Annotated in this window: 17 protein-coding genes; 9 read left to right on the plus strand and 8 right to left on the minus strand. The window is 58.1% G+C overall.

The window, feature by feature from the left end; genetic code table 11:
• Window positions 1–195: 195 nt before the first annotated feature.
• Window positions 196–1,410, minus strand: coding sequence for a porin (locus B0G80_RS26030; protein WP_116120767.1), 1,215 nt, complete (start codon window positions 1,408–1,410; stop codon window positions 196–198).
• A gap of 707 nt (window positions 1,411–2,117) precedes the next feature.
• On the opposite strand from B0G80_RS26030, the gene B0G80_RS26035 reads away from it, so the two are divergent.
• A complete protein-coding gene (locus tag B0G80_RS26035) occupies window positions 2,118–3,632 on the plus strand; it encodes a DHA2 family efflux MFS transporter permease subunit (RefSeq protein ID WP_116120769.1) in 1,515 nt (504 codons plus the stop codon).
• Window positions 3,633–5,386: 1,754 nt separating this feature from the next.
• On the opposite strand, the gene tnpC is transcribed toward B0G80_RS26035, so the two are convergent.
• Entirely contained in the window at window positions 5,387–6,985 is a 1,599-nt protein-coding gene (gene tnpC, locus B0G80_RS26040; protein WP_116120771.1) for an IS66 family transposase, read from the minus strand.
• A gap of 51 nt (window positions 6,986–7,036) precedes the next feature.
• Window positions 7,037–7,192 (minus strand): IS66 family insertion sequence element accessory protein TnpB, encoded by a 156-nt coding sequence (gene tnpB, locus B0G80_RS48210; RefSeq protein ID WP_220377493.1) that lies wholly within the window; start codon window positions 7,190–7,192, stop codon window positions 7,037–7,039.
• Window positions 7,193–7,554: 362 nt separating this feature from the next.
• Here tnpB (B0G80_RS48210) and B0G80_RS45390 point away from each other — a divergent pair, with 362 nt between their 5' ends.
• Complete coding sequence (locus B0G80_RS45390) at window positions 7,555–7,752, plus strand: hypothetical protein (RefSeq protein WP_147309914.1); 198 nt, start codon at window positions 7,555–7,557, stop codon at window positions 7,750–7,752.
• Window positions 7,730–9,823, plus strand: a complete 2,094-nt coding sequence (locus tag B0G80_RS26050) for a recombinase family protein (protein ID WP_116120773.1) — start codon at window positions 7,730–7,732, stop codon at window positions 9,821–9,823. Before B0G80_RS45390 ends, B0G80_RS26050 begins: the two co-directional genes overlap by 23 nt.
• A 12-nt stretch (window positions 9,824–9,835) precedes the next feature.
• On the opposite strand, the gene tnpB (B0G80_RS26055) is transcribed toward B0G80_RS26050, so the two are convergent.
• The 5 genes from tnpB (B0G80_RS26055) to B0G80_RS26075 form a co-directional block, all read right to left on the minus strand.
• On the minus strand, window positions 9,836–10,003 hold the full coding sequence (tnpB, locus tag B0G80_RS26055) for an IS66 family insertion sequence element accessory protein TnpB (RefSeq protein WP_030101453.1): 168 nt from the start codon (window positions 10,001–10,003) through the stop codon (window positions 9,836–9,838).
• Window positions 10,000–10,395: an IS66-like element accessory protein TnpA gene (gene tnpA, locus B0G80_RS26060; RefSeq protein ID WP_181920071.1), complete on the minus strand. Its 396-nt coding sequence runs from the start codon at window positions 10,393–10,395 to the stop codon at window positions 10,000–10,002. The genes tnpB (B0G80_RS26055) and tnpA overlap by 4 nt, the downstream gene beginning before the upstream one ends.
• A 74-nt stretch (window positions 10,396–10,469) precedes the next feature.
• Window positions 10,470–10,568: a RidA family protein gene (locus B0G80_RS48215; protein WP_408968289.1), complete on the minus strand. Its 99-nt coding sequence runs from the start codon at window positions 10,566–10,568 to the stop codon at window positions 10,470–10,472.
• Window positions 10,569–10,719: 151 nt separating this feature from the next.
• Window positions 10,720–11,544: a hypothetical protein gene (locus tag B0G80_RS26070; protein ID WP_116120777.1), complete on the minus strand. Its 825-nt coding sequence runs from the start codon at window positions 11,542–11,544 to the stop codon at window positions 10,720–10,722.
• A 939-nt stretch (window positions 11,545–12,483) separates the two neighbouring features.
• Entirely contained in the window at window positions 12,484–13,590 is a 1,107-nt protein-coding gene (locus B0G80_RS26075) for a serine protease (protein WP_116120779.1), read from the minus strand.
• Window positions 13,591–14,456: 866 nt separating this feature from the next.
• Here B0G80_RS26075 and B0G80_RS26080 point away from each other — a divergent pair.
• The 6 genes from B0G80_RS26080 to B0G80_RS26105 all read left to right on the plus strand — a co-directional run bounded on the left by B0G80_RS26080 (window position 14,457) and on the right by B0G80_RS26105 (window position 24,248).
• Entirely contained in the window at window positions 14,457–15,275 is an 819-nt protein-coding gene (locus B0G80_RS26080) for a uracil-DNA glycosylase (RefSeq protein ID WP_116120781.1), read from the plus strand.
• A gap of 1 nt (window position 15,276) precedes the next feature.
• Window positions 15,277–16,869, plus strand: a complete 1,593-nt coding sequence (locus B0G80_RS26085; RefSeq protein WP_116120783.1) for an amidohydrolase family protein — start codon at window positions 15,277–15,279, stop codon at window positions 16,867–16,869.
• Window positions 16,870–17,127: 258 nt separating this feature from the next.
• Window positions 17,128–18,774, plus strand: a complete 1,647-nt coding sequence (locus B0G80_RS26090; RefSeq protein WP_116120785.1) for a protease pro-enzyme activation domain-containing protein — start codon at window positions 17,128–17,130, stop codon at window positions 18,772–18,774.
• A gap of 397 nt (window positions 18,775–19,171) precedes the next feature.
• The gene (locus B0G80_RS26095; protein ID WP_116120787.1) at window positions 19,172–20,545 is read left to right on the plus strand and encodes a M14 family metallopeptidase; all 1,374 of its coding nucleotides are present in this window, start codon (window positions 19,172–19,174) and stop codon (window positions 20,543–20,545) included.
• A 206-nt stretch (window positions 20,546–20,751) separates the two neighbouring features.
• On the plus strand, window positions 20,752–21,150 hold the full coding sequence (locus B0G80_RS26100) for a hypothetical protein (protein ID WP_147309915.1): 399 nt from the start codon (window positions 20,752–20,754) through the stop codon (window positions 21,148–21,150).
• A gap of 17 nt (window positions 21,151–21,167) precedes the next feature.
• Window positions 21,168–24,248, plus strand: a complete 3,081-nt coding sequence (locus B0G80_RS26105; protein WP_116120791.1) for a lipopolysaccharide assembly protein LapB — start codon at window positions 21,168–21,170, stop codon at window positions 24,246–24,248.
• Window positions 24,249–24,256: the final 8 nt, after the last annotated feature.

Consider the following 24,256-nt stretch of genomic DNA (forward strand, 5'->3'; position numbering starts at 1 on the left):
GACATGGCTCAAGCCACCGAAGCGATACGCTCCGAGACCTGGGAGCCGGGAGGCGCAGGAAATTGGCCGGGACAGTTTTGGGGGCCTGCATTTCAGTCCTGCGGGGCAGCCACGGGCCAGGCTTCCTGCGCCCGAGCCCGCGGTCATGTCGCGGACCGCGTTGCTCGTGGTTGTGGCCCGGTCAGGGCAGGGAAGTCAGAACAGCTTTCTGATACCGGCCGCAATTGCCAATTGGTTGCGGCCAATCAGGCCTGGGGTGAGAAGCGGAGTCGCGCCTTCCCCACCTGGTAGCACGTCTTGCGACTTGTTGTCCGCATACCCTATATCGGCGTAAATGCTCGAAGATTTTGAGAGGAAGTACGTCGTGCCAACTCTATAAACATTGGAGCCGGCGCCGCTATTCTGCAAATCCTGAAGGTGTGTGTAATCGGCGACAAAGGAGAGGAAAGGCGTGGTCTGCCAGCTCGTCGACACGTAATAGAAATTCTGATTGGCTCCCGTCGTGGGATTCCGGAATTTCGAGAACTCAGATCCGGTCTTTACTGATCCGAATACATACGTGATGCCGAGAGCGTATGCTCGCAGCCATGGATTGTTAGTCAGGCCGCTCGGATCTTTGGCGTCAAAAAACCCGGAAATTATGCCCAAAGTGCCGTTGGTCCAGTCCAGATTGGCAGACCACGTCGATTTGTTTTGTATGCTCCCGGCTGTCCCGCCGAAGGAGTAGAGTGCGCTGCCGCTGAATCCGTAGGTGTTATCGGGAATTGTGTACTTGACCGAGTTGTTCACCCACGCATACATCAATCCGCCGTTGACTCTGCTGTTGATACCGCTGATCTCTCCTGCGGGCCCTAATTTTGGATTGACGTTTGACGAATTCGACATCACGACAAGCGACATTGATCCAAAGTTGCTGATGGCAGTGTCCCCGGCGACCACGCCTTCATAGAAGGGGGAATAGTTGCGTCCGAGTCGAACCGTACCGAACGGGCTCTTGATGCCGACGATCGCCATGCGGTCAAAGAGAGAATTTGTATCGTTCGGGAAGGGGACGGAGAAGTTTCCTGCGCCAGTGACCGCGCTGAAGCCATTTTCGAGCTGAAAAATAGCTTTCATTCCGCCGCCAAGGTCTTCGTAGCCAAGCAGGCCCCAGCGACTGGTGAAGTCATTGCCAGAGGCGAGTACCAAGGCGCTGCCAGGTTTTCCAGAGGACGTTATCCCCGCCGAAGTCCGGTAGTTGATGCCCGTATCGATCAGGCCATAGAGTGTCACGCTCGATTGCGCCACTGCTGCGACGGGCGCGGTAGCAAGGATTCCCGTCAGAAGTCGAGATAGTATGCGTGCGCGTGATGGATATTTTGACCGCGCTCGCGTGAACAGACTTCCACCTCCGTTCCTTCGGTGATTCATCAATATCTCCTCATCATGTAGTATTGCTAACTAATATGTAAGGCAAAATCTTGTGTAATCACTGAACGAATGGACCTTACTCGTTCAGAATATGTCTTTCGTCGCCGACCATTTCCTCAACACCCATTCGCATGCGAGCGACGTCGTCTGTCGTGAGTGGGGCGCCCTCGCTTCATCATGGGAAGGTTGGGTATTCCTCGGCTCGCCCCAGGTTTTCCTATCCGACGCACGCACTTCGCGCATTGGTTGTTGGCATATCGATGCTTGCGGTAGAGCGATGATGCGCTTCGACGCCTGTAGGTGGACGGTTGCGGTGAGAGTAGCGCGGTCGCATCTTGACTCGTGTCGAAGTGATCTTGTGGTCAATATATCGGCGGTAAAATGTGAACGCAAGTTGCATTAGCATTAGGTTAACCCTAGAATTCCGAACGTCGGGCGCTTGAACGAGGGTGCGACCGCTCCACGAAGTGCACTGAACAGGCATGTTGGAACCTTGCTGGTGGCGACTGTCATGGCCGTCGTCTGCAACAGGCCTGTCAAGCAGATCCTTGCGGCACGCCGACGCTCTGCCAAATGTTTTGCAAAAAGACTGCAGAAAAAGGTCGAGCAAGTGGAGCCATTCGCTACCTTTGCTACCGCGAGTGCACCGTCATCTGTATCAATGCCATGTTCGTCCGCTTGTTGACCATCTCTTTGGATAATGTCATATGAGTTCCACCGTTAAGACGGCCGCGGCGAGGGGTCTCGATCCACGCGTGTTACGTATTGCTGCTGTGGTCATTCTTGGCAGTTTCATGTCGATTCTCGACACTACCATCGTCAACGTGGGCATCCAGGAACTATCTCGAACGTTCGGCGTGTCATTGTCGGTGACACAGTGGGTGTCCACGGGGTACATGTTGGCACTTGCAACTGTGATTCCCTTGACTGGTTGGGCAGCAGATCGCTTTGGCACCAAGCGTCTGTATATCGGCTCAATCCTGCTTTTCGTAATCGGGTCAGCGCTATGCGGCGTGGCGTGGTCGGCCACGTCGTTAATAGCATTTCGTGTGCTCCAAGGCTTGGGCGGCGGCATGATCATGCCGGCTGGCCTGACAATTCTTTCGCACGCTGCCGGTGGTGACCGCATGGGACGTGTGTTGGGCATCGTCGGCGTACCTATGCTGCTGGCGCCGATAGTCGGACCGATTCTTGGCGGCTGGTTCGTTGACGATGTCTCTTGGCGTTGCATTTTTTTCGTCAACGTACCAATCGGCGTCATCGCCCTGTTCGCTGGCACTCGCGTCCTGGAGCGCGATGAGCCGAGGCCACATCACGCCCTCGATTGGCGAGGCCTTGTGATGTTGTCGCCCGGACTTGCGATCTTCGTCTACGGGTTGGCGCAAACGGCGTCCGCCGGTAGTTTGAAGTCAGTCGATGCATCAGGTGGCGTGGTCGTTGGTCTGGCGCTAACGGCTGCATTTGTCTGGCACGCCAAGCGTCGAGAGGGTGCCCTGATCGATGTGCGCCTTTTTATGCGCCGTACCGTAGGTTCGGCAGCGCTTACGATGCTGCTGCTGGGCTCAGCGTTTTTTGGGACAGCGTTGCTGCTGCCTTTGTACTTTCAACTGGTACGCGGAGAGTCGGCCTTCCATGCAGGACTGTTAATCGCCGCTCAGGGGGTTGGTGCAGTGATTTCGATGCCCACAGCGGCCCGTGTAACTGACAGGATCGGCCCTGGTCGCGTTGTGCTGATAGGCCTGATTTTGGTGGGGTTGGCTATGTTGAGCCTGACCCAAATTCAGAGCGATACTTCGTTGTGGATCGTTGAAGGCACGCTATTCGTACTTGGTCTCGGTATGGGGGCGACGATGATGCCGACCATGAGCGCAGCGCTTGCTCCTTTGCGGCGTCATGAGATCGCGCGCGTGACCAGTGGCATGAACGTGGCCCAGCGCGTGGGTGGTTCCATAGGTACAGCTTTGCTCGCCGTAGTCTTGTCCCAGCAGATAGAGAAGGTCGCACCCGTAACCGAGATGAGCGAGACCGGCGTACGTGCAATGCGGAGTATGTCAACCAACGAGTATGCTGCGATGCTCCCCGCCCTTGGGCGGGCCTTCGGTCACACATTCGTGTGGCCCCTAGGCATCATCACGCTTGGCCTGGTGGTCGCAAGTTTCCTGCCGCGGAGGCGTTTCCCAGATACAACCGGAGTGCCGCCGGTACCCAATGCGATGGAATAAGTTGCCGCAGTATACGAACAATGTGACATTGCTGAGCGTGGACGGCGCCGGCGGGTATCCGTTCGCCGTTTCGCTCGTCTTGTCTGGCAGCTGCCGCTGCTTGGTCCGATGTGGCTTAGTGCGGCCGTCGCGAACACAGGGGGAACAATGGAAACTCTGGAAAACTTGCAGGCGGCAGGCTGCTACCGCGCGGTAGACCGTGATAACGAAATGCTTTATTGCCAAGAATCGATATTTGAACTCCACTATATTTCAAAAAGTTCTTAAACAAATACGCTTTTCGTTGCCGCCGCATTTTGAAACGCCAGCAACGGATACGGTATTCCCGTCATCGAATGACCTGTCCGCGATCGAAGGACGTGTTATACCTATATTGTCACCCGTCGCCGAGCACGAGCCGACCGACGGTTTGGACCACCCCTTCCACTGAAGGGCTTCGGTGAGTGACCGCTAGCGTGGACGGGGAAACCGGTGGCGCGCTGGGGAAATTGGACTACCACGGGGCAGGGTTGAAACAGTCCAACACGGTGGCGAAGACAGAGCCGTGATCCGCACGTCTATCGGAACCGATTAAGGATTAATCGGTGGAAGGGGCCTTGGCGATTGTTGCCAAGGGGCCTTCGGCAATTCCTTCTATGCTTACGTAAGCATCTGTTTTAACTCTAAAGAAACATATCCTCCCTTAAGGATATGTTTAAGTTTGGAGGGGTTTAGTGCGTGTGGATTTGTTCTGCACTCCTCGTGTATGTGCATCGCTGCGCGGCCGCTGACCAGGGTGGGCAGTGCGGGCTGGGGTCGAAGGTGCATTGGCATCGCACTCGGGCCACCGTCTCAGCTGGAGGCGTGGCGGTCGATGCCTCCGGGACACAGCGGTAGCAGCGGCGCCTTCGACATCAAGGGAGCCGGCGCAATTGCTGCGGCAGCTGGCTCGATGTACGGCGCGGATGAAGGTGAGGGCGGACTTTTGCTCAAATTTGCGATGCGGTCGCCGCGACGTTTTCCTTGCTCGGGTCGGTGAGAGGGCGTCGACGGCTGCATGTCAGCTACCGTCGTGTTTGCCTGCTTGGGCGAGGGCCGCAATGACCATCCGAAACCTGCACCGATCAGGATTGCCGTCAGCCTAAGCACAACCCGACGTGTGCAGAAAAAGCCTTCGATCTGCTGGTTGCGTTCTCGTCCGCTGAGACAAATACATGTCGCCCTATAGAAGGCACGATCACTTTCGTATCTTCAGGCCGGATCTGTATTTCGGTGACCTTCTTCGTAATTCCGGATTCGGCCATGAAGCGACCTTCAATGGAGCCTAAAATGAGTCACTCGGATGGCCGCACCACGTTCAGAAGCCGCCGGCTGGTGGCTTCCACGACCGGCCTCCGAGCGGAGTGTCGAGTCCAACTGGCCGGATGGTCGAAACGCTCTGTTCAAGGGCGGCCTACTTCCTACCGGCCATAAGCGATCTTCCGAATGAGTAGTCGCAAGGTACGAAAACGCTGTCAATGCCGGACTGGTGACGCAACTGGGCGATTGAAGTTGTTCGGTTCGGTCCCTTTTCTTGGCAACCTTCACCTGTTGGCTGCTCAATTACTGCTTCGCAATCAATCTCTAACAAGAAGTCTGGATTTGGTAACGAGGCCACGATTGCGGTGGCGCGCTGGATATTTTCGAGGCGACAAATGCGCTGCATAGAGTAACCGTCCGACGGCGACCGTTCTTGACAGCATGTTGATATCGAACAGTTGAACGCAGCGTTGAGTTCAGGCGGCGTCGTGGTGAAGCTGATCGGCGACGACCCATGGCAACAGCTCGTCGACGCGGTTGACGGGATGCTCGGCAATGCGAGCGATCACGTGGCGCAGGTAGGCCTCGGGATCAAGGCCATTCAGTTTGGCGGTACCAACCAGAGTGTAGATAGCGGCCCCGCGTTCGCCGCCGCTGTCAGAACCGAAGTGCAGGAAGTTTTTTCGGCCGAGAGCGACGGCACGTAAAGCGCGTTCGGCGGCGTTGTTGTCGATTTCCACGGCGCCGTCATCGACGTACAGCGTGAGCGCCGTCCACTGATTCAGCGCGTAGTTGATGGCTTTGGCGGTATCGCCTTTCTGCGACACCGCAGCCAATGTCGAGCGCAGCCAGATCTCGAAGGCATCGAGTAGCGGACGAGCCTGCTCCTGCCTGACACGTCTTCGTTCGTCCGGTGGCTTGCCGCGAATCGCGGCCTCAATTGCATACAGTTCGCCGATCCGGTGTAACGCTTCAGTGTTGACCTCGTTTCTGCGCGCGACGAACAGATCGTGGAATTTGCGGCGCGCGTGTGCCATGCATGCCGCCTCACGCACATCACCACCCTCGTAGATCGCGTTGTACCCCGCGAACGCATCGGCCTGCAACGTTCCCCTGAAGTCCTTCAGATGGGCCTGTGGATATTCACCAGCCCTGGTGGGGCTGTATGCGAACCAGACCGCTGGCGCGTCCTTCGAGCCAGCCGGCCGGTCATCCCGAAAGTACGTCCAGAGCCGTGCGGTACGGGGCTTGCCATTGCCGGGCTCCAGCACAGGTACCGGCGTGTCATCCGCGTGAATCTTCGAGGCGCCCATCACATACCGGCGAACGACCTCTACGAGTGGCCGGAGCAACGCACTGCACTGGCCGACCCAGTCCGCGAGTGTCGAACGGCTGAGTTCCACGCGGTCGCGCGCATAGATCACTGACTGTCGGTATAGGGGAAGGTGGTCACAGAATTTGGCGACCAGTACATGCGCGAGCAGCCCGGGACCGGGCATGCCGCGGTCGATTGGCCGATTGGGCGCAGCCGCCTGCACGATGCAGTCGCAACAGGTACAAGCCTTCTTGAGTCGGCGGTGACGAATCACTCGCCAGCGCCCCGGTACATAGTCAAGTTGCTCGGAAACGTCCTCGCCGAGGTCGCCAAGCGCGCCACCGCATTGCGGACAGCACGCGTCCTCAGGCTGATGTACCACGTCTTCGCGATGCAGATGTTCCGGAAGTGGCTTGCGTCCCGTCGACTTGCCGGCCTCAGAGTGAGGCTTTGCTGGTGCGTCGACCGTCGCCGCGCCATCGTCGGCCTGCAGATCTTCGAGACGCAATTCCAGTTGCTCGATCTGGCGATCAATCTTCTCCGACTTGCGCCCGAACTGCATGCGCTGGAGCTTCACGATCCACAGCTTCAGGTGCTCGATCTCGAGCGCCCGGTCCGAGAGTGTCTTCCGGAGCGTCGTTACAGTGTCGCGCAGATCCGTGAGCTCGTCTTCGTGCTCGCGTAACGCAGCCTCACGCGCGAGCAGGAGAGCCTTCAAGGCCTCGATATCGTCCGGAAACGTAGCGTCGCAGGATGCCATGCAGGCAGTTTACGCGCGTGCATTGCGCTACGCCCGGGTTGTCACATACGTTTACAAAGCGCTACAGGGGCGCGCTGCATCGACGGGCTGTCGCCAGTCGAAACCTTCGAGTAGGAGGCCAAGTTGAGCGCTGGTCAGCGAGACAACACCGCCGTCAGCACGAGGCCACGCAAAGCGCCCGCGCTCCGGCGTTTGGCGAACAGGCATAGGCCGCCGTCGCGCCAGTACAGGCACTTGATGAGGTCGCCAAGCCGCACGACATTCAACATACCGATCGCAAATCGTTACGATCGCATACCGCTGGCATCCCGCCTACGGCCAGGAATACAGGCTGGTCCGTCGTACTGGGCGCCGCGGAAATCAGATGGTTCACCTCGACGTGCCGCAACAGATCTCCCGCGAGTTGCCGGCCTGGATGCTCGATGCGTCGATATGCTCGGCAATGTCGCTCGGCGAACCGCGAGTGAGCGCCGAAGCGCTGGCCTTCCTGTGTCGCATCCTGTCTGAGCGAAAGCGCCACTCCGTCGAAGGAGGATCATCGAAACCTCTGTCAACGGAGGGCCATTCCGATGAGACGACTGCAAAGAGAACCCGGCGTACAGCTTCCGCTGGAACTGTATCGAGATCCAACCTTCAACGCAGCCATCGTGGGGAATCGACGGGAGGAAGTGATCGAAGCGCTCGCAGCACTTCTGCTGGAAGCGCTGGGCAGACCGGTGAACACAAACGGCCCAGGAGATCGTGATGAGCCAGAAGATTTCCGCTGAGCATCTCTGCCGCGGTGCAGTCGTTTATGTCCGGCAGTCAACCATGAGCCAGGTGGTGGAGCACACGGAGAGCCAGAATCGTCAGTACGCGCTCGCCGAATCTGCGCGAGCCATGGGCTTTGCTTCAGTAACAACCATCGACGATGATCTTGGACGTTCGGGGTCCGGCAGTGTCGAGCGGCCTGGATTCCAGAAGCTGGTCGCGTCAGTGTGCGCAGGATCCGTCGGCGCCGTGTTCTGTCTCGAGGCTTCACGACTTGCGCGCAACGGCCGCGATTGGCACCATCTCATTGATCTTTGCGCACTGGTCGGCACGGTCGTGGTTGATCACGACGGTATTTATGACCCCAGGCTGGTCAACGATCGACTCCTGCTTGGACTCAAAGGAACGATGTCGGAGTACGAACTCAGTCTGCTGCGACAGCGCGGCATTGCCGCCCGTGATTCGAAGGCCCGGCGTGGGGAGTTGCGCTTCGCGCTACCTCCCGGCTACTGCTGGAACGAGCCTGGACAGATCGAGATGGATGCGGACGAGCGGGTTGCCGAGGCGATCCGGGTGCTATTCCGTAAGTTTCGCGAACTCGGCAGTGCCCGTCAGGTGCTGCTATGGGCCATACAATCGGATGTCAAGCTGCCCGTAACGCGGCACGGCCCCGCCGGCATCCGGATCGAATGGAGCCGGCCTGCATATCACACGGTTGTCCAGATCCTGGAGCATCCGGTTTATGCTGGGGCGTATGTGTTTGGAAGGACGACCCACCGCACTGCTGTCATCGACGGACGGGCTCGCAAGACTGAAGGCCACTCCAAACCGATGAGAGACTGGAGCGTCCTGCTGCGGGACCATCACCCTGGGTATATCACGTGGGATCAGTTCGAGGAGCATCAAAGGATGATTGCCGAGAACACACACATGAAGAAGCGAGCCTCCCGCCGATCTGCTCGTGGCGGGCGGGCCTTGCTGACTGGCCTGGCTCGATGTGGCCGATGCGGTCGAATGATGCGAGTCAACTACGGCATGAGAGCCGGTCACGCGCATCGCTATTATTGCCGCGGCGACGAAGCACACGTCGGAGCATTTCGCTGTATCGGAATCGGTGGAATACGTATCGACAAAGCGGTGGCGGCCGCAATTCTCGAAGCGGTTTCGGAGCATGCAGTGGAAGCGGCCGTTCGCGCTGCACAGCAAACATCGCGCGCAGGCGATGATGTGCGTCGCGCGTTAGCCTGCGAACTCGAGGAAGCGCGCTACGATGCCTCTCTTGCCGCACGGCGGTATGAGGTTGTCGATCCGACGAAACGATTGGTTGCACGCGAGCTTGAAGGGCGTTGGAATACGGCCCTTGAACGTGTCGCTCATCTCGAAGAGCGCGCAGCGCTTCTGGACCGCGAGGTTGCAAGCCGGCCCGCGATCGACCAGACGCAGTTGATGACGCTCGCGCGCGATCTCCCGGCGGCGTGGAATGCGCCGGGCACCGATATGCGAACAAAGCAGCGGCTGACCCGCATTCTCATTCAGGAAGTCGTGATTGATCTGGATGACATCACGAATGAAGCGGTCGCCACGGTTCATTGGACGGGTGGTCGGCACACAGAACTGCGAGTTGCGCGGGTAAATGTTGGTCGATATCCATCCAGCCAACACTTCAGTGCTGTTGAGGTCATGCGCAAGCTCGGTGGACAGTGGCCGGACAGGGAGCTTGCGGTGACCATGAACCGGATGCGATGCAAATCGCCAGACAGCAGGACCTGGACCACGGTTCGTGTTACCGAAATGCGTGAACGGCTGGGCATTGCGCCTTTCGATCCAACCGCGTCGCATGCGGAGACGATCAGCGTGGAAGAGGCCTCACGACGACTGGGAATCTACGGGAGCTCGATTCACCGCCTGATACGGGAGGGAATACTGCCTGCGACTCAACTCATGCCCTCCGCGCCTTGGCAGGTTCCTGTTGCTGCGCTCGATTCCGACGCCGTCAGGGCAGGTGTACAGGCTATAAAGGACAGGCGACCGCCTCACTTCAAAGCCCGACAGGAAGCAGATAAGTCACTCAAGCTGCTAGGCTTCTAACCAAAGGATGCACTATGTCACGAGACTCCCACGTTTGCCCCTGAATACGAAGATGTGGCCAGAGAACGGATCCTTCGCCAGCACGGTCTGCACCTTCGCGGCCAGGCCGTCGAAGCCGCAGCGCATATCCGTAAATCCGGCGGCAACCCAGATGCGCGTGTTTGCGAGCGGACCAATCATCGGCTCAGGCACTGGATCACCACGCGCAGCGTGTCGGGATCGACGCTGCCTTCAACGAGTATCTCGCCTCGTGGCAACTGGATACGTATCTTGCCGGGCGCCGGTGCCAAAGGCGTAGATGCTGCCGGTTCGGCCACGCCGCTGTCACCGGCCTCATTCACGGTGACCGGCAGCAACGCGCATTCGCGACCGTTCATGCCAAGTCGTCCATCCAGATACTGCTTGCGCCAGTCGAACAGCTGATTCGCGTTCAATTCGTGATTGCGTGCAATCTCCGCCACCGAACGTCCACTGGATAACGTCTCTTCGACAATCTGGCGTTTCTCGTCCACGGTACGCCGGCGATACTTCCGGGCGACTTTGACTTCGGAGAACTCAGTCGCTGTGTCCATGATTCCTTTGTGGACACAGTCACATTTGTGCCCCGGGGAAAGCATGGCTTCACCTTCATCAGGCGTCTATACGGTCAGGGTCGGACGGTTACTGCATAGATGCGATTCATTTCTTTAAAGTCCTCACGTCGGACGAGCAATACGGTCACTTTGACGACGCGATCCCAACCCACGCCCGCAGCCTTCAGCCACCACTTACATTTTCCATTACCTGATTCATCTGCGCGGTGAAGTCATCGGCGGCGAATTTGAGTGAATCCTCTCTTTCCGCCCGGAAGGCGTGGGTAGATAATGCGCTAAAGCCCGCGCGCGGCGGGCTCTGCGTCAGTCGCGCTGCGCGGCTCTCGCGCCGCCCGCCTCCGCGCTATCGCCGTTATATTCACGGGCAGCGGCCTCGCACAGCAGACGGATATCGTCAAGATTTTTCAATAGAAAAGATACAGACACATCTTGAAAAGTTGGTTCTGGGTTGTGTCGTATTGCCCATTGGTGCACCTGCTCGGCGATAATAATTATTCGACGTGGCAAGTGGAATGGAAGTTCGGCAAATCTCGCACATAGAGGAAGGACCGAGAGCAGGACATAATAAAGAGTTAGAAAAAATGCGTTGACAACAACTGACACACCACGTAGAAACGGTGGCCCCGGGATTTTCCCGACGAAGTCGAGAGAAAACGTCCATTTCCCCAAAATGCAAAACAGCGTAAAAGAAGCTAATACGCCCGCCGCAACGCTAAAACTTTTGGCGATACCCCAAAACATCAGATCAATACTGCCACTGATCCATATCGGCGCTCGGGCGCAACCAAATATTCCGCAAAACATATAACTGAAGATCTGAGGCAAAATCACTAAAGATGCAATTGCCGTCACAAAGAAAAAATCAGAGCTCACATCAAAAAAGAACGGCAGCGCGTTGGTCCTGAGGAACTTCCCCAAGGGCCCTAATGGCACGCCGTCTTTCCCTATTTGCTTTGTTGCGATTAGTGCCAGAAAAATTATAGTTGTTGCCCAGAAGGCTAGTGAGAATACATAGCTGATGACTCGAATCGCGCCGGGATGCTTGATTTGCAACCATAGAAATGATGTGACCACCGCAAATAACGTGACAAGCAAACTCACACTTTCGATGATAGTATTTTCAAGCATGGCATTATCTCGCTCTGTGATCTTTCACGACAAAACACGCCCAATACAAACTTCGATACTTGTTGCGACCCGCATCTCGATGTAACTTAATATAGACGAGGATGGCAACGGCAGCGTGAATACGCAAAGACCCGCGCGCGGCGGGCCTTTCATTCTCATCAGTCGTCGATATGACGGCGTTCATGCTCCTCGCGCTACCGCTCCTCCCGCTCCTCGGCAGTCAGCGGGCGAACTTCGCCGAGCCATTCGTCCATGCCTTGCGTGAGCCAGTCGTCGTAGTTGTTCACTTGTGCGCCCTCCGGTTGCGAGCCTTGCGGGCTAGGCGCTTGCCGTGCGCGGGGCTGTGGCCGCCGCGGTTGATGCGCGGCGTGCGCTCGTGGATCGGCAAGCCGTTCACGTCGAGGTTGCGCGGCGCGAGGCTTGGCACTGCGATGGCCGCGGCGCCTCCTGCTGCACTCGCGAGTGTTGCGCCAATGGCGTCAATGCCAGCGATTGCGAGTCGGGTATCTCGCCATCGAGATAGAAGACGCACTGGAAATCGCCGAACAGACAGAGGTCTAGGCTGCCGGGCCGGTTGGCGAGTGGTTCGGTGAGCTGCCACAAGGCGTCACTCGCCCACGTCCCTAAAGCGACGCTCGAATGTCGGCGTCGTCGCAAGACCGGCCGTTGCGGCAGCGTTTGGGCGAGCGGCGGCTCAGGGTCCGAGTTGAGTCGGCACACACCGATCGACGGCGGGTTATTTATCTATTCGGCATCGGATCGTGCTCGACTCAGAAGACGACATATGCAGTTTTCCTCGACAATGATGGTTCAAGAACGGCTGGGTAAGAGGTTAAGACTGGACGCGGATCTCGCACAGTGCGTGCAACAGGGACAGCGTCAGCACGCAAGCAGTGGTCGCTGCGCTGAATGAACCCGCTGGCTTGCCGCGGCAAGTACCTACAAAGGCCAGTTCGCCCGTGCCCAGTCCACCAGATTTACCAGATTGTCTCCGCCGCTTACCGAATTGTCGGCGTCGCCGTTGAAACTCACCTCGCTCGATACAACGCCACACGCACGAACTTGACTTCCATTTTCAAACCAGGCGAAAAATGGTCCGCCAGAGTTTCCATGATTGAGGCTCGCCTCCGTTTCCAAGGTTTGACCGTCGTCGTCTTCATAATCGTCTTCGAAGGACTGCCAGCTCTGCACCGCCGGTCGCTCCCCGCTTGCGACATCGAATGGATAACCGACGTTCTCCCATACATTGAGCCCCCTCCATCCGTCGTCAAAGCTCGTCGTGCCGATGTAGCCCAGCCGGTTGCCCATCGGATCAAACAACCGCAAGACCGCATAGTCATGAGACAGATTGAAGTCTGAGTCGTCAGTCCCGTAGTGGCGGGCGTCACTCACATAGGAAGAGCCGAACGGTTCGGTGCCGTCAAAGTAGTAGGGAGTGAACTTCATCCACCAGTTACCGGTTGCGATGCTATTCCAGGGCATGACGTGACGAGCGGTCAAAACGAGGCGGTCGCCTATCAGCACGCCCGATCCGGACGTGCCGTCGCTGGTAACAATCTTTCCGGTGAGTAGCCATGGCCAACTTGTGTCGAACAGGACCTGGCGGGCATCTCCGGGAAATACCGTAAGCGGCTTCACCTTGCGCCCCTTCCCGTCTCGCATCTGCGGCCGCGGTCGCTGAATGCCGGTCTTCGGGGTGAATCGGACGCCCATCCATTCAGGCCTGAACGACGGATGGCCGGAGATCTTGCCCATCGTATCAGTCTGCTCGTGTCTCTGGACCGTGCCGCCCATCGGCAGCGCCTGGATCGATCCGACACTCTTCTCAATGGTGATTTTCCACAGGCTTTGATCGTCGGGGCGTACGTCGATTCGCTGACATCTCACTTTCGGCGAAAGCTCCACGCCGGATGGAACAGTTACGTAGATCGCCGGTCCGATAGATTTTGAGCGTAGATGAGGGTTTTCTTTGGTGGCGGAGAGCGGAGTGAGGGACTCGAGCTCTTCCCTTGTCATTGGGCGCGGGCGGTTTGCGTGAGAAGGCATCTCGATTCTCCCGAAGCGGTTGATGGATTTGACGCGAGCAGGCAATTGAAAACTTTTCTCTGCACTTAAAACGAACTTTGCGCTTCCGTTTTAAGAGCAGTGCCGACTGCCAGGAAGTACCAAGGTAGCCACTCGGGCTAGGGAACGCTTGCAGTGGAAGTTCGATCCACCCTTGAAGCAGGTGAACGGCGGAGACGGGTCGACAAACGTTAGCGGCCGTCGGGCGGCGGACGGCCAGTTGCGGTCCTTCGCACTTCGGAGGCGAGCGTCTGCTGACGAGCGACCAGCCGCCATTTTGCAAGGCGACGACGACGGCAAACTCGACAAACGAGCCAGCTCCGTTTTCCAGTGCTGCGTCCAGCCGCGCAGTTCGATGGCCCATTCCGGCCGACCCATGATTTCTGTTCGAGAAATCTCAGCATGTGATTCTTGTCAAGACAAGGCTTGCTGACCACGGCCTATCATTCCATTGTCATCTTTAATGGTAGCCCTAGATCTGATAGGTCACGTTGTCACAGACAAAATATCTTCAGAAAACAACGAACACTTCGCTGTCCGTATTTCGAATGTGCGGTAGACCACGTATTTGGTCAGAAACGCCATGTGAGATTGTTATACGATTTATCAAGGCAACAAAATCTTCCCTAGTCCAACGAAGTCCTGAGATTACTTTGACCCGGCTATGACCGCCGGACGGTGCTTCGCTAGGGCATCGATACCGTCAAATACAAACTTGTAACGCCGTCGATCTCGATGAGGGGATGTCATGCGACATCTACGCCATGCCTGGCTGGTAATAGCCCTCGCCATACTTCCGATCTCGTGCAACGCGACTGGGTAACCTAGTACGCTGATTCGGAGAAACCATGTCATTGTCTTTCGATCCCGGCTACGACCTGATGCCATTCCAAGAGTTGGTCGATCGGGCACCGGACAGCACCGTCTATCCCTTCGACTCATTTCGTACAGAATGGGGACCGATCTTTCACCGCGGTCGCCTGGACGGCACGGCAAGGATGCTGTGCATCGGGCAGGATCCGGCGCAGCACGAGGCAATCGCGCGGCGTATTCTGATTGGCACCGCCGGACACCGAGTCCAGGGATTCCTCTCCAAGCTCGGCCTGACTCGCAGCTATGTGCTGCTGAATACGTTCCTTTACAGCGTGTATGGCCAGACAGGTGGGAACCAGCACATCAACGATCCGGCGATCACCGTCTATCGAAATCAATGGCTTGCCGCCATCATGGGAACGGGGATGATCGAAGCGGTCGTCGCGTTCGGCACGCTCGCCGATGCCGCTTGGCAGAAGTTCATCGCCGACCCATCCGGCACGAGCTTCGCTCAAGTGGCATATCAGCACGTACCTCACCCCACGTCTGCGGAAGGACACGGAGGGACACCGGAGCAAGTCGCGGCAGCCACCAAGGTGTTGTTGGAGAAATGGAATTCGGCGATCCAGGCTTTGCGGCCGGCCATCAAGCATCCCGATGCCAGTCAGCCTTTTGTTCCTTACGGCATTAATTTCGCACCCGCTGACCTGATCACTATTCCCCGGTTCGATCTGCCCGCAGGCATGCCTGCCTGGATGTGCGGAGACGACGGCTGGGCGACGCGTACGGGAGTCTCTGCCGGTGACAAGCGCAAGACCATCACGATTGAGGTCCCACCGGGAGTAATTCCCTAATATGAAGCTGATTCTTACCGGGCGCATCGTTACCATGGACGCTGCCAGAACTGTGCTTGCGACGGGCGCCGTATTCGTCGATGGGAACGCCATCGTTGCCGTACAGGACGCCCAGGAGCCGGTACCGGCAGGGTTCGACGCTGCGCGCAGGATCGATACCCACGGCATTGTCTTCCCGGGGCTCATCGAACTCCTCAACCATCTGAGTTACAACGTTTTACGACTTTGGTCGGTTCCTGCATCTTTTAAAGATCGTGGGCAATGGCAGCGCCATCCGCAATACGTTCGGCAGGTCAATGGCCCGATGCTCAAACTTTCGCAATCGTCCGATCCGAGGGTTCTTGCCGCCATTGCCCGTTTCGCTGAGACGAAGTGCATTTTGGGTGGAGTAACGAGCAGCCAGGGGATTTCCCTCAAGTCGGATCATCTCCAGAAGTATTACCAAGGGGCGCTCAGAGTGGTCGAGGCCCCACGCGATGCCGATTTCTTCAAAGCGGCCACCCATATTCCTGATTTGCATGCAAAGGACTGGGACGCTTTCAATACGGAGCTACATAAAGCCCACTGTTTGCTGCTGCATCTCAGCGAGGGATTCGACCGAACCGCATTGGACGCTTTTAAAGCGCTGCAGAACCCAGCCACCGGCGCATGGGCCATTAACGAGGCGCTTGCGGGCATCCATTGTGCCGCGCTGGGCCAAGAAGAGTTTGGCGTGATGAAAACCCACGGGGGGGCGATGGTGTGGTCGCCGCTCAGCAATTTCATGCTTTATGGTCAAACTGCAAAGGTGGACCTGGCGAGAACGCGAGGTATTCCGATCGCCCTTGGGTCGGATTGGTCGCCGTCAGGCAGCAAGAACCTGCTCCACGAGTTGAAAGTTGCCAAGGTCGCGAACGATGTCCGGCGCTACGGGTTTAGCGACGCCGATATCGTCAGTCTGGCGACCAGCAGTGCTGCCGCAATCGTCAAATGGAATAACCAGGTCGGATCACTGGAGGTAGGCAAGCGTGCCGATATCGTTGTGATCACAGCCCCGGCAGCAACCGATCACTACTCGGCCATTATTGGTGCGAGCGAATCGGATATTCAACTCGTCCTGATCGACGGAAACGCTACAGTCGGCACGCCAACCCTGATGAAAGCAATTCGCGCCTCGGGCGAAAGCATAACGGTTGGTGGCGCTTTGCGGATCGTCAATTATGGGCAGCCGGATCCGGAGATCGCGCCGATCCCTTACACCGAGGCGGTCCAGGTGCTTACCGATGCGTTAGCTAACCTGCCAAACATTCCTACGGCTCCACCTGGACTAATACAAGCTGTTTCTGCGAGACCACAACGCCGGTGGACGCTGGCACTGGATGAGCAACATGACACAGGTTACTCGCTTCGCCCCATGTTACCGTTCATGGGGCAGCCGACGGGTCCTGATGTCACCAGGGTGGCTCAGGCCGGTATCGTGACCGCCCCCATCGGGCCGGTTCCCCTCGACAAGGCAAGTGTCCCGGACGATCACCAGTACGCTGCCAATCTCAACGGTCAGTTCAACATCCCTCAGGACATCAAGGATGGTCTGAAAATCTACTACCCCGTCTAGAGGAGAACACCAAGGAATGGTGGTAATCAAACGCTGCTTTCTAAAACGCCACTAGCGGTAGCCACACGGCCCTTCAAGACTCTGTCGTCCGACGGGACTAAAGACAGTACTGCGGCGTAACTGGCCATCTCAGAGGAACCCGGATAGTCAAAAAACATTTATGCAACGGAGGCGCCAGTATCGAAGGCGGCGAACAGTGCAGTGCCGTGGATTTTCGAGGTACGACCGGGGAACAACCCAACAAAGGAGCAATGGATCATGGCCAACAATACTCACGTCATCCTTCCGGGTAGCTACCGGGCGGCTGCTAAGGGTGCGACTCGTGTCGGCGACGTCGATCCCGATCGCCGTATCGAATTGATTCTCGACCTGAAGTCGCGGGAGGCTCTGCCTGATGGGGCCGTCACGTCAACATGGTCGCCGGAAAAACTAGCGGCGGCCTATGCGGCAGCTCCCGATACAATCGCGAAGGTCAAGGAGGTACTCAGTCAATATCACCTGCAGGTGGAGCAAAGCCCGACGCACACGCCCTCGCTATATGTCTCGGGGCGTGCTGCTGATGTGGAGAGCGCGTTTCGGCCGGGGCTGTCCATCTACCGCGAAGCCGGCCAGGGCGCCTACGTCGGTCGACGCGAGGGGACATATTCGATCCCAGCCGAATTGAAAGATCTCGTGCTGGGCGTACACGGCTTGGACGGCCGCCGGGTGTTCCGGCGTGCTACAAGGCCGCGCCCTTCTGCAGCGGCAGCCGTAGCAGCCGCAACGATCCCGGGCCTGTCGCCGGTGCAGTTGCAGCAACATTACAAGTTTCCCGATGGGGATTGCAATGGCCAACGCATCGGCATCGCGGAATTCGGCGGGGCCGTCTTCCAGCAGGACCTGGCCACGTTCGCTCAGCGATTTGGTATTGCTACCCCAAAGATCGAGATCAAGGCCCTGCTTACGAAGCAGGACCCAACTGACCTGGACACCAGTTCGGAAGTCAACATGGACGTCCAAATCGTCGCGGGCCTGTGCCCCGCAGCGGAGATTACCGTCTATTTTGCCAAGTTCACGCAGCAGGGATTCATCCGGATGATGGACGCGGTGATCGCCGATCGACCCGTGGTGCTATCGGTTAGCTACGGGGTTTCCGAGGATGACCGTCACACTTGGTCGACCACGGCCCTCGGCGCCATCGACCGGCGCCTGAATGCTGCTCGCCTGATCGGCATCACAGTATGCGTTTCCACGGGCGACGACGGGACCGGTTGCGACATGTTCGACGGCGGCGTCCACGTCGAGTTTCCCAGCACGAGTCCGCATGTACTCGCCGTTGGGGGAACAATGATCAAGGACGGCGTGGAATCGACCTGGTGGGACGCTCCGGGCACGCGCTTCGAGCCAAATAGCGAACAGCAGACAGGCGGTGGGTCGACTGGCGGCGGTGTTAGCGATCGCTTTGCGCGGCCCGACTGGCAGAACGGGATCCAGGTAACTTCGCTCAATCCCGTCAGCACGAATGGCCGCATCGTACCCGACGTCGCGGCGCTCGCGGGAGATCCGGGGTCGAGCTGCTTGATGCGGTTCCAGAAGCAAGATGGCAGCATAGCCGTGGGATGGGTGCCCGGCGAGGGCACCAGCGCAGCGACGCCGCTGTGGGCCGCACTGATCGCGCGCACGAATGCCAAGTTACCGGCGGGCAAACAGCAGCGCTTCATCGCTCCTCTGCTATACAAGGCGCTCCCCAGCGGCGGCACGGTGGGTGCCACTGCCTGTACGGCGGTCAATTCAGGCCACAACAACGACTCGGACCCCGATCCCGGCATCGGATATCCGGTGATCGCCGGAAGCTTCAGTGCCGTTACGGGTTGGGGCATCCCCGACGGCCAGAAGCTGCTCGCCACGCTCATCCAGGTGAGCTAAGGCTGCAAGCGCCACGGTTCGGCACCCAACGTATCCTGGCGGCGCTGGCGTCGTTAGGCCCTTCGGAACAAGCTGTCGGATTCGAAGGGCCGGCCAATCCAGACGACAAGCCTGTGACGTGAACTGCCTGTTGGCAAGCGTTTAGTTTATTTGAAGAAAAACCGAGTACTTCATTACAAAATAAAAATGAGGTGAGAAACATTGCATGCCGCGCAGCCTCGCTACAGGCAACTACTTAAGCTGTTACCGGCAGATCTTGCTGGGATCGAGCGAATACTTATGCACACGGGGTGACAAAGGCAAAGAATAAAACAGTGTGCCGTATTTCAATTGAAATAATGGACTCGCTCGTCGTTCTGGGTAAGAAGGGCCGCCCGTGTGTCAAAGGAGAATTGACGTGTCCCGCTATCACGCTCGCATCACAGGAAAAGATTTCGCAGCCTTGGTAGATCTCGTAACGAAGTACAAGATCACGGTCGCGCGCCACACGATCGAAAAGGTTTCCGACGGCTATTGTGTCGACGCGCACTTAACCGATGAGCAAATCACCGCGCTCACGGCGGCTGGCTATAAGGTCGAGCAGTTAGAGGACGCGGACGCACAGGGTAAGGTACGGCAGTCGGAGGTACGCGCACGGAACGCGGCGCCGCACATGGCCAATGCATTATCGGTGGCTGCGGCCACAGCGTATCTCGATGTCATACAGGTGGAAGCCGCGCTTGCCGCCGAGAGCGCCGCGCCCAACGACAGCTTCACTCAACTGATCAAGCTGCCTCATCCGACTTGGGAAAAGCGCACATGTCACGCGCTGAAGATCGCAAAAGGCAGCGGCGCGAAGCGTCCCGGCATCTATTTTTTGGGCGGCGTGCATGCACGCGAATGGGGAAGCCCAGACATCCTGATTCATTTCGTGCAACTGCTTTCGAATGCGTATCGAACGAACACGCCGATCACAATCGGCACGCGCACATTCGACGCGGCGGATATCAGGAACATTATCGAAACGAAAGACGTTTTTGTGTTTCCACAAGCCAATCCTGATGGGCGCCATTACAGTATGACTGCGGAGTCGATGTGGCGCAAGAACCGGCGGCCCGCGCCTGCGGGGCATACAGAGCAACAATGTTGCGGCGTCGATATCAACCGCAATTACAATTTCCTGTGGAATTTTCCGCAGTACTTCGATCCGCAGTGTCCTATTCAGAATTCCACCGATCCTTGCGACTACCAGGTTTATATTGGACCGTCGGCTGAGTCGGAGCCGGAGACGAAAAACGCCGTGTGGATGTTCGATACGTATCCGCACATCCAGTATTTCGTCGATCTGCACAGTTTTTCGGAAGACATTCTGTACAACTGGGGTGATGACGAGGACCAGAGCACTCATCCCGACATGAATTTCCAGAACCCGGCCTACGACGGCAAACGCGGTATCGCAAACGACCAGGCGTATCGCGAGTACATCGAAATGGGGGACAAGAAGATCGCGGTCGAACTAGCCAACGAGATGCGCGACGCGATCAAGGCGTCGCGCGGACGCGTTTACAAGACCGAGCAGTCGATGAGCCTCTATCCGACGGCAGGCACCTCCGACGACTACGCGTACAGCCGCCACATCATCGATTCAAAAAAGGCGAAGGTGTTCTCTTATACGATTGAGTGGGGTAGCAAACATAATTCGACGCCGTTTCATCCCGTGTATACGGAGATGAAGCAGATTATCGATGAGGTCACTTCGGGCCTGCTGGCGTTCTGTATTGCAGCCAAGTGAGATTGCCCAGCGCTGCGCGCTGGTGCGCCTTCCCGAACGGCGGTTTTTGCCGAGATGGAATGGACACCGCCCTCCCTTAAGGGACGCTGGGTCCCGCAAATACGCTGAGGCCCTCCAGACCCGATCGGCATCAATGCGAGAGTGGCGTTTCGACACGTCCACTTGAGGAACGGAGCGCCAAAATGAATTCTTCGATAGAGGCTGACATGGACTCAATCACGGCGGCAATCGTTGCGGTCCTACCTGCGCTCGCTGCTAACACGGTCAAGTCTGGCGTTGAGGATGCCTACGAGGGCCTGAAAGAAGTGATCCGCCGTAAGTGGGGCGACGCCAACCCGATCAGCAAGGCGATAACAGCGGTCGAGGAAGACCCTCACTCGAGCGCGCAGGATGCCGCTCTCGAAGAGAAGGTTGGCGCCGTCAATGCCAGTGAGGACGCCGAGGTGCTGCAGGCGCTTCACGTGTTGGTCGAGCAGATGAAGATTCACGGCATCGGGGGTGAGGCCGTCGCGCGCATCCAGCTCAACATCAGCGGCGGCACCCAGACCGGCATCATCGGAGCGCAGAACGTGAGCGCGGGATCGATGACCTTTGGCAAGACCTAGCCGCGGGAGGCGCTGCGATGACTGAACCGACGGTCAGAGCGACGATCTCAGGGGGCACCCAGACCGGGATCATCGGCGCGGCCACAGTCACGGCCGGGCAGATCATCATGTACAACTATCCGCCGCCCGTCGCGGAGCCGGCGGCTGTTGCTGAGGCAATCGACCCATGCCCGTATCCGGGGCTGGCGTATTTCGGGCCGGATGACGCGGACAGGTTCTTCGGTCGCAACGAGGCAATCGGCAAGCTGGTGACGGCGGTGGGTCGGCAGAGCTTGACGGCCCTGGTCGGTGCTTCCGGCAGCGGCAAGTCGTCGGTCGTCCTGGCGGGTCTGGCCCCGCGCCTGCATCTCGCAGGCGGATGGTTGTTCAGCTACTTCAGGATCGGAAATGAACTCGATGGCGACCCGTTCCTCGCGCTGGCCCGAGCCTTGGTGCCCTTCTACGTCGCGAGCAGCGATGAGACCGAGCGCCTCGTCGACACCAGGAAGCTCGCGCAGAAGCTGCGGTCAGGCGAGCTGACACTGCGCGACGTGTTCGCGGCCTGCCGCACTCGGAACAAAGGCAGCCGCATCCTGCTGATTGCCGACCAGTTCGAGGAAGCCTTCACGCTGGTTCCGGACGACGCGATTCGCAACCAGTTCATCGACGTGCTGCTGGCTGGCTTCCTCGATCGGGGATCCGGCGCCCCCGATATCAGTCTGGTCTTGACCTTGCGCGCCGACTTCTACGGCCGCGCGCTGCTGAATCGGCCGCTTGCCGATGCTCTGCAGGACCGCGTGGAGAATCTCGGCCCGATGAGCCGAGAGGAACTGCGGCTCGCGATCGAAAAGCCGGCTGAGAACGCCACAGTGTCGTTCGAGCCCGGCCTCATTGAGACGCTGCTCGACGATGTCGAGAGCAAACCGGGCAGCCTGCCGTTGCTGCAGTTCGCGTTGCGGGAGATGTGGGGGCGTCAGACGCAACGTAAGATCACCCGAAAGAGCTACGACGATATTGGCGGTGTCGAAAGGGCGGTGGCGCAGCGGGCCGAGACGATCTATGGGGCGATGACCGAGAATGGCGCGAACCCGCAAATGGCGCAGGCCTTTCAGCGCCTCTTTACCCGACTAGTGGCGCCCGGCGAAGGCCAGGAAGACACCCGGCGCATCGCCGACCGGCGCGAGCTCGGCGATGACGTCTGGGCGCTGGCGCAACACCTCGCCGGCGAAGACAACCGGTTGGTCGTGACCAACGCGCCGGCATTTGCGCGCGAGACCGCCGAGGTGGTCCATGAGGCCTTAATCCGCCACTGGCCCAAGCTCGTCGACTGGATCAATCGAGACCGCGCTTTCCATTCTTGGCTACGGCAGATCAAGTCGAACGTCGAGCTTTGGTCTACCGACCCGTCCGACGACGGGCCGCTGTTGCGCGGCGGCATGCTGGCTCAGGCCAGGGACTGGCTAGCTCGGCGCCGTGACGATCTCAGCACGGCAGAGAAGTGCTATATCGAAGCGAGCCTCGCGCTCCAGGAGCAGGTGGAAGGGGAGCGGGAGACCGCACGTCAGGCGGAGATCGGGCGACAGCGGGAATTGACAGAGGCAGCAGACAAAGTCGCAAACGAACAGCGTCGGCGCGCGAGGGCCTGGAAGGTAGGCGGATTGGCCGCTTTTGTGCTCGCCGCCGTCGCGGTATTTACCGGCTACGAAGCTTTTATGGCTAAAAAACGAGCCGATCTGGCGGCCATCCAGGCTTTGCAGGAGCGCGATCTTGCGAGTTTTACTGCGGATACGACGAAGAGGGTGTCTGGTGCCACGTTCGCCAAGGCTGCGGAGTTGGCGTCCATCATGCAAAAAGCCGTTGCGTCGAATTCGGCATCCGATAGAGCAGAAGCTTTTGATCAATTTGCGCTCTACTACAACGATGCCGGAGATTGGCAGCTTGGCCGCCTCGCGCGCCGGGAAGCGGAAGGCTTGTTGCGAGGGAGCTCTGATCGTGTCGCGGTTGCTCGCCATCACGAAGTATCCGGAGATCTCCAGTGGGGCGACCCCGCCTCCGCGCTGAGTCAATATGGAGCAGCCCTAACCCTTCTTCAGGGCTCTGGGGATTTTGCCACCGAGCGTGCCAGAGTCATGCGAAAAATGGCTCTTGCGCTGATTAATCAGGGAAAGCTTGACGAGGCAGTAAAAAAAGTCGACCAGGCCAATTCTATTATTAAGGACAAGGTACCCTCTTCCGAGCGAGCCTTCCTACTCTCCGTGTTGGGGCAAATTGAACTGGCTCGGCAAAATGACTTGGTTGCGATAGGATACTTTCAACAAGCAGCAGATCGTTTTGCTGACGTACTCGGCGCCACCCATAGAGATTTGCTCGCCGGGCTGAGATTAGGTCAAACTCTCCAAATGATGGGGGATGCGGAACGCCGAAAGGGATTGGCGCATGCTTACGATTCCTATGACGGGGCGATACAGTCTTTAGAGCCAGTGCTTGCCGATGATCCGGCACTCCTTGACGCCCTCCGATCCACTGAGTTAGCGCGTCGCGGGCTTCGCTTGATGTCAATGACCAGTAGGAATGATGCAGCAAGAGTAGCGTCATTTGATCGGGCGAAGTCCGATTTCGAAGCCAACTTCGGAGATGGCATAGGAAAGTTCCGATATGGCATGACGACTGCGGCAGTTAACCTCTTGTTGAAGCCACCGTTTGACCAAACGACGCTATCCAATCTGGACCGGGCTTGGGAGTACAGAACAAGCGATGTCCGGTATCTTTGCCGGTGGTTCGGAGGTCGCCCTCCTGACGGAGTAGGCTGTGGGGCCGGGATCCCTGCGGAAGACCTGACACTGTTGCTGTTTCCGAATGGGCCGGCCTGCATGTTAAACAATGGGTATGCGGTCTTTATGTTTGCCGACAATACCCTGTTCAGGATTGTGGTCAGGTTTTCCCGGAGCTCCGATGCCTGCCCGGAAAGGCTGGAAAGTATTGAGGAGTTTGCTCGCCGCTTTCGCATAACGGCGTCCGGCGGCTACGGTACGCGTCGCCTGCGGTATGAGACCGACAAGGTCGGACTTGTGGCATTTTCGGATGACGACGTAGTCGAATTTGATTTCGAACAGCGGTGAGGTTAGCG

The organism is Paraburkholderia sp. BL6669N2 (genome assembly GCF_003387275.1).
Lineage (GTDB): Bacteria > Pseudomonadota > Gammaproteobacteria > Burkholderiales > Burkholderiaceae > Paraburkholderia.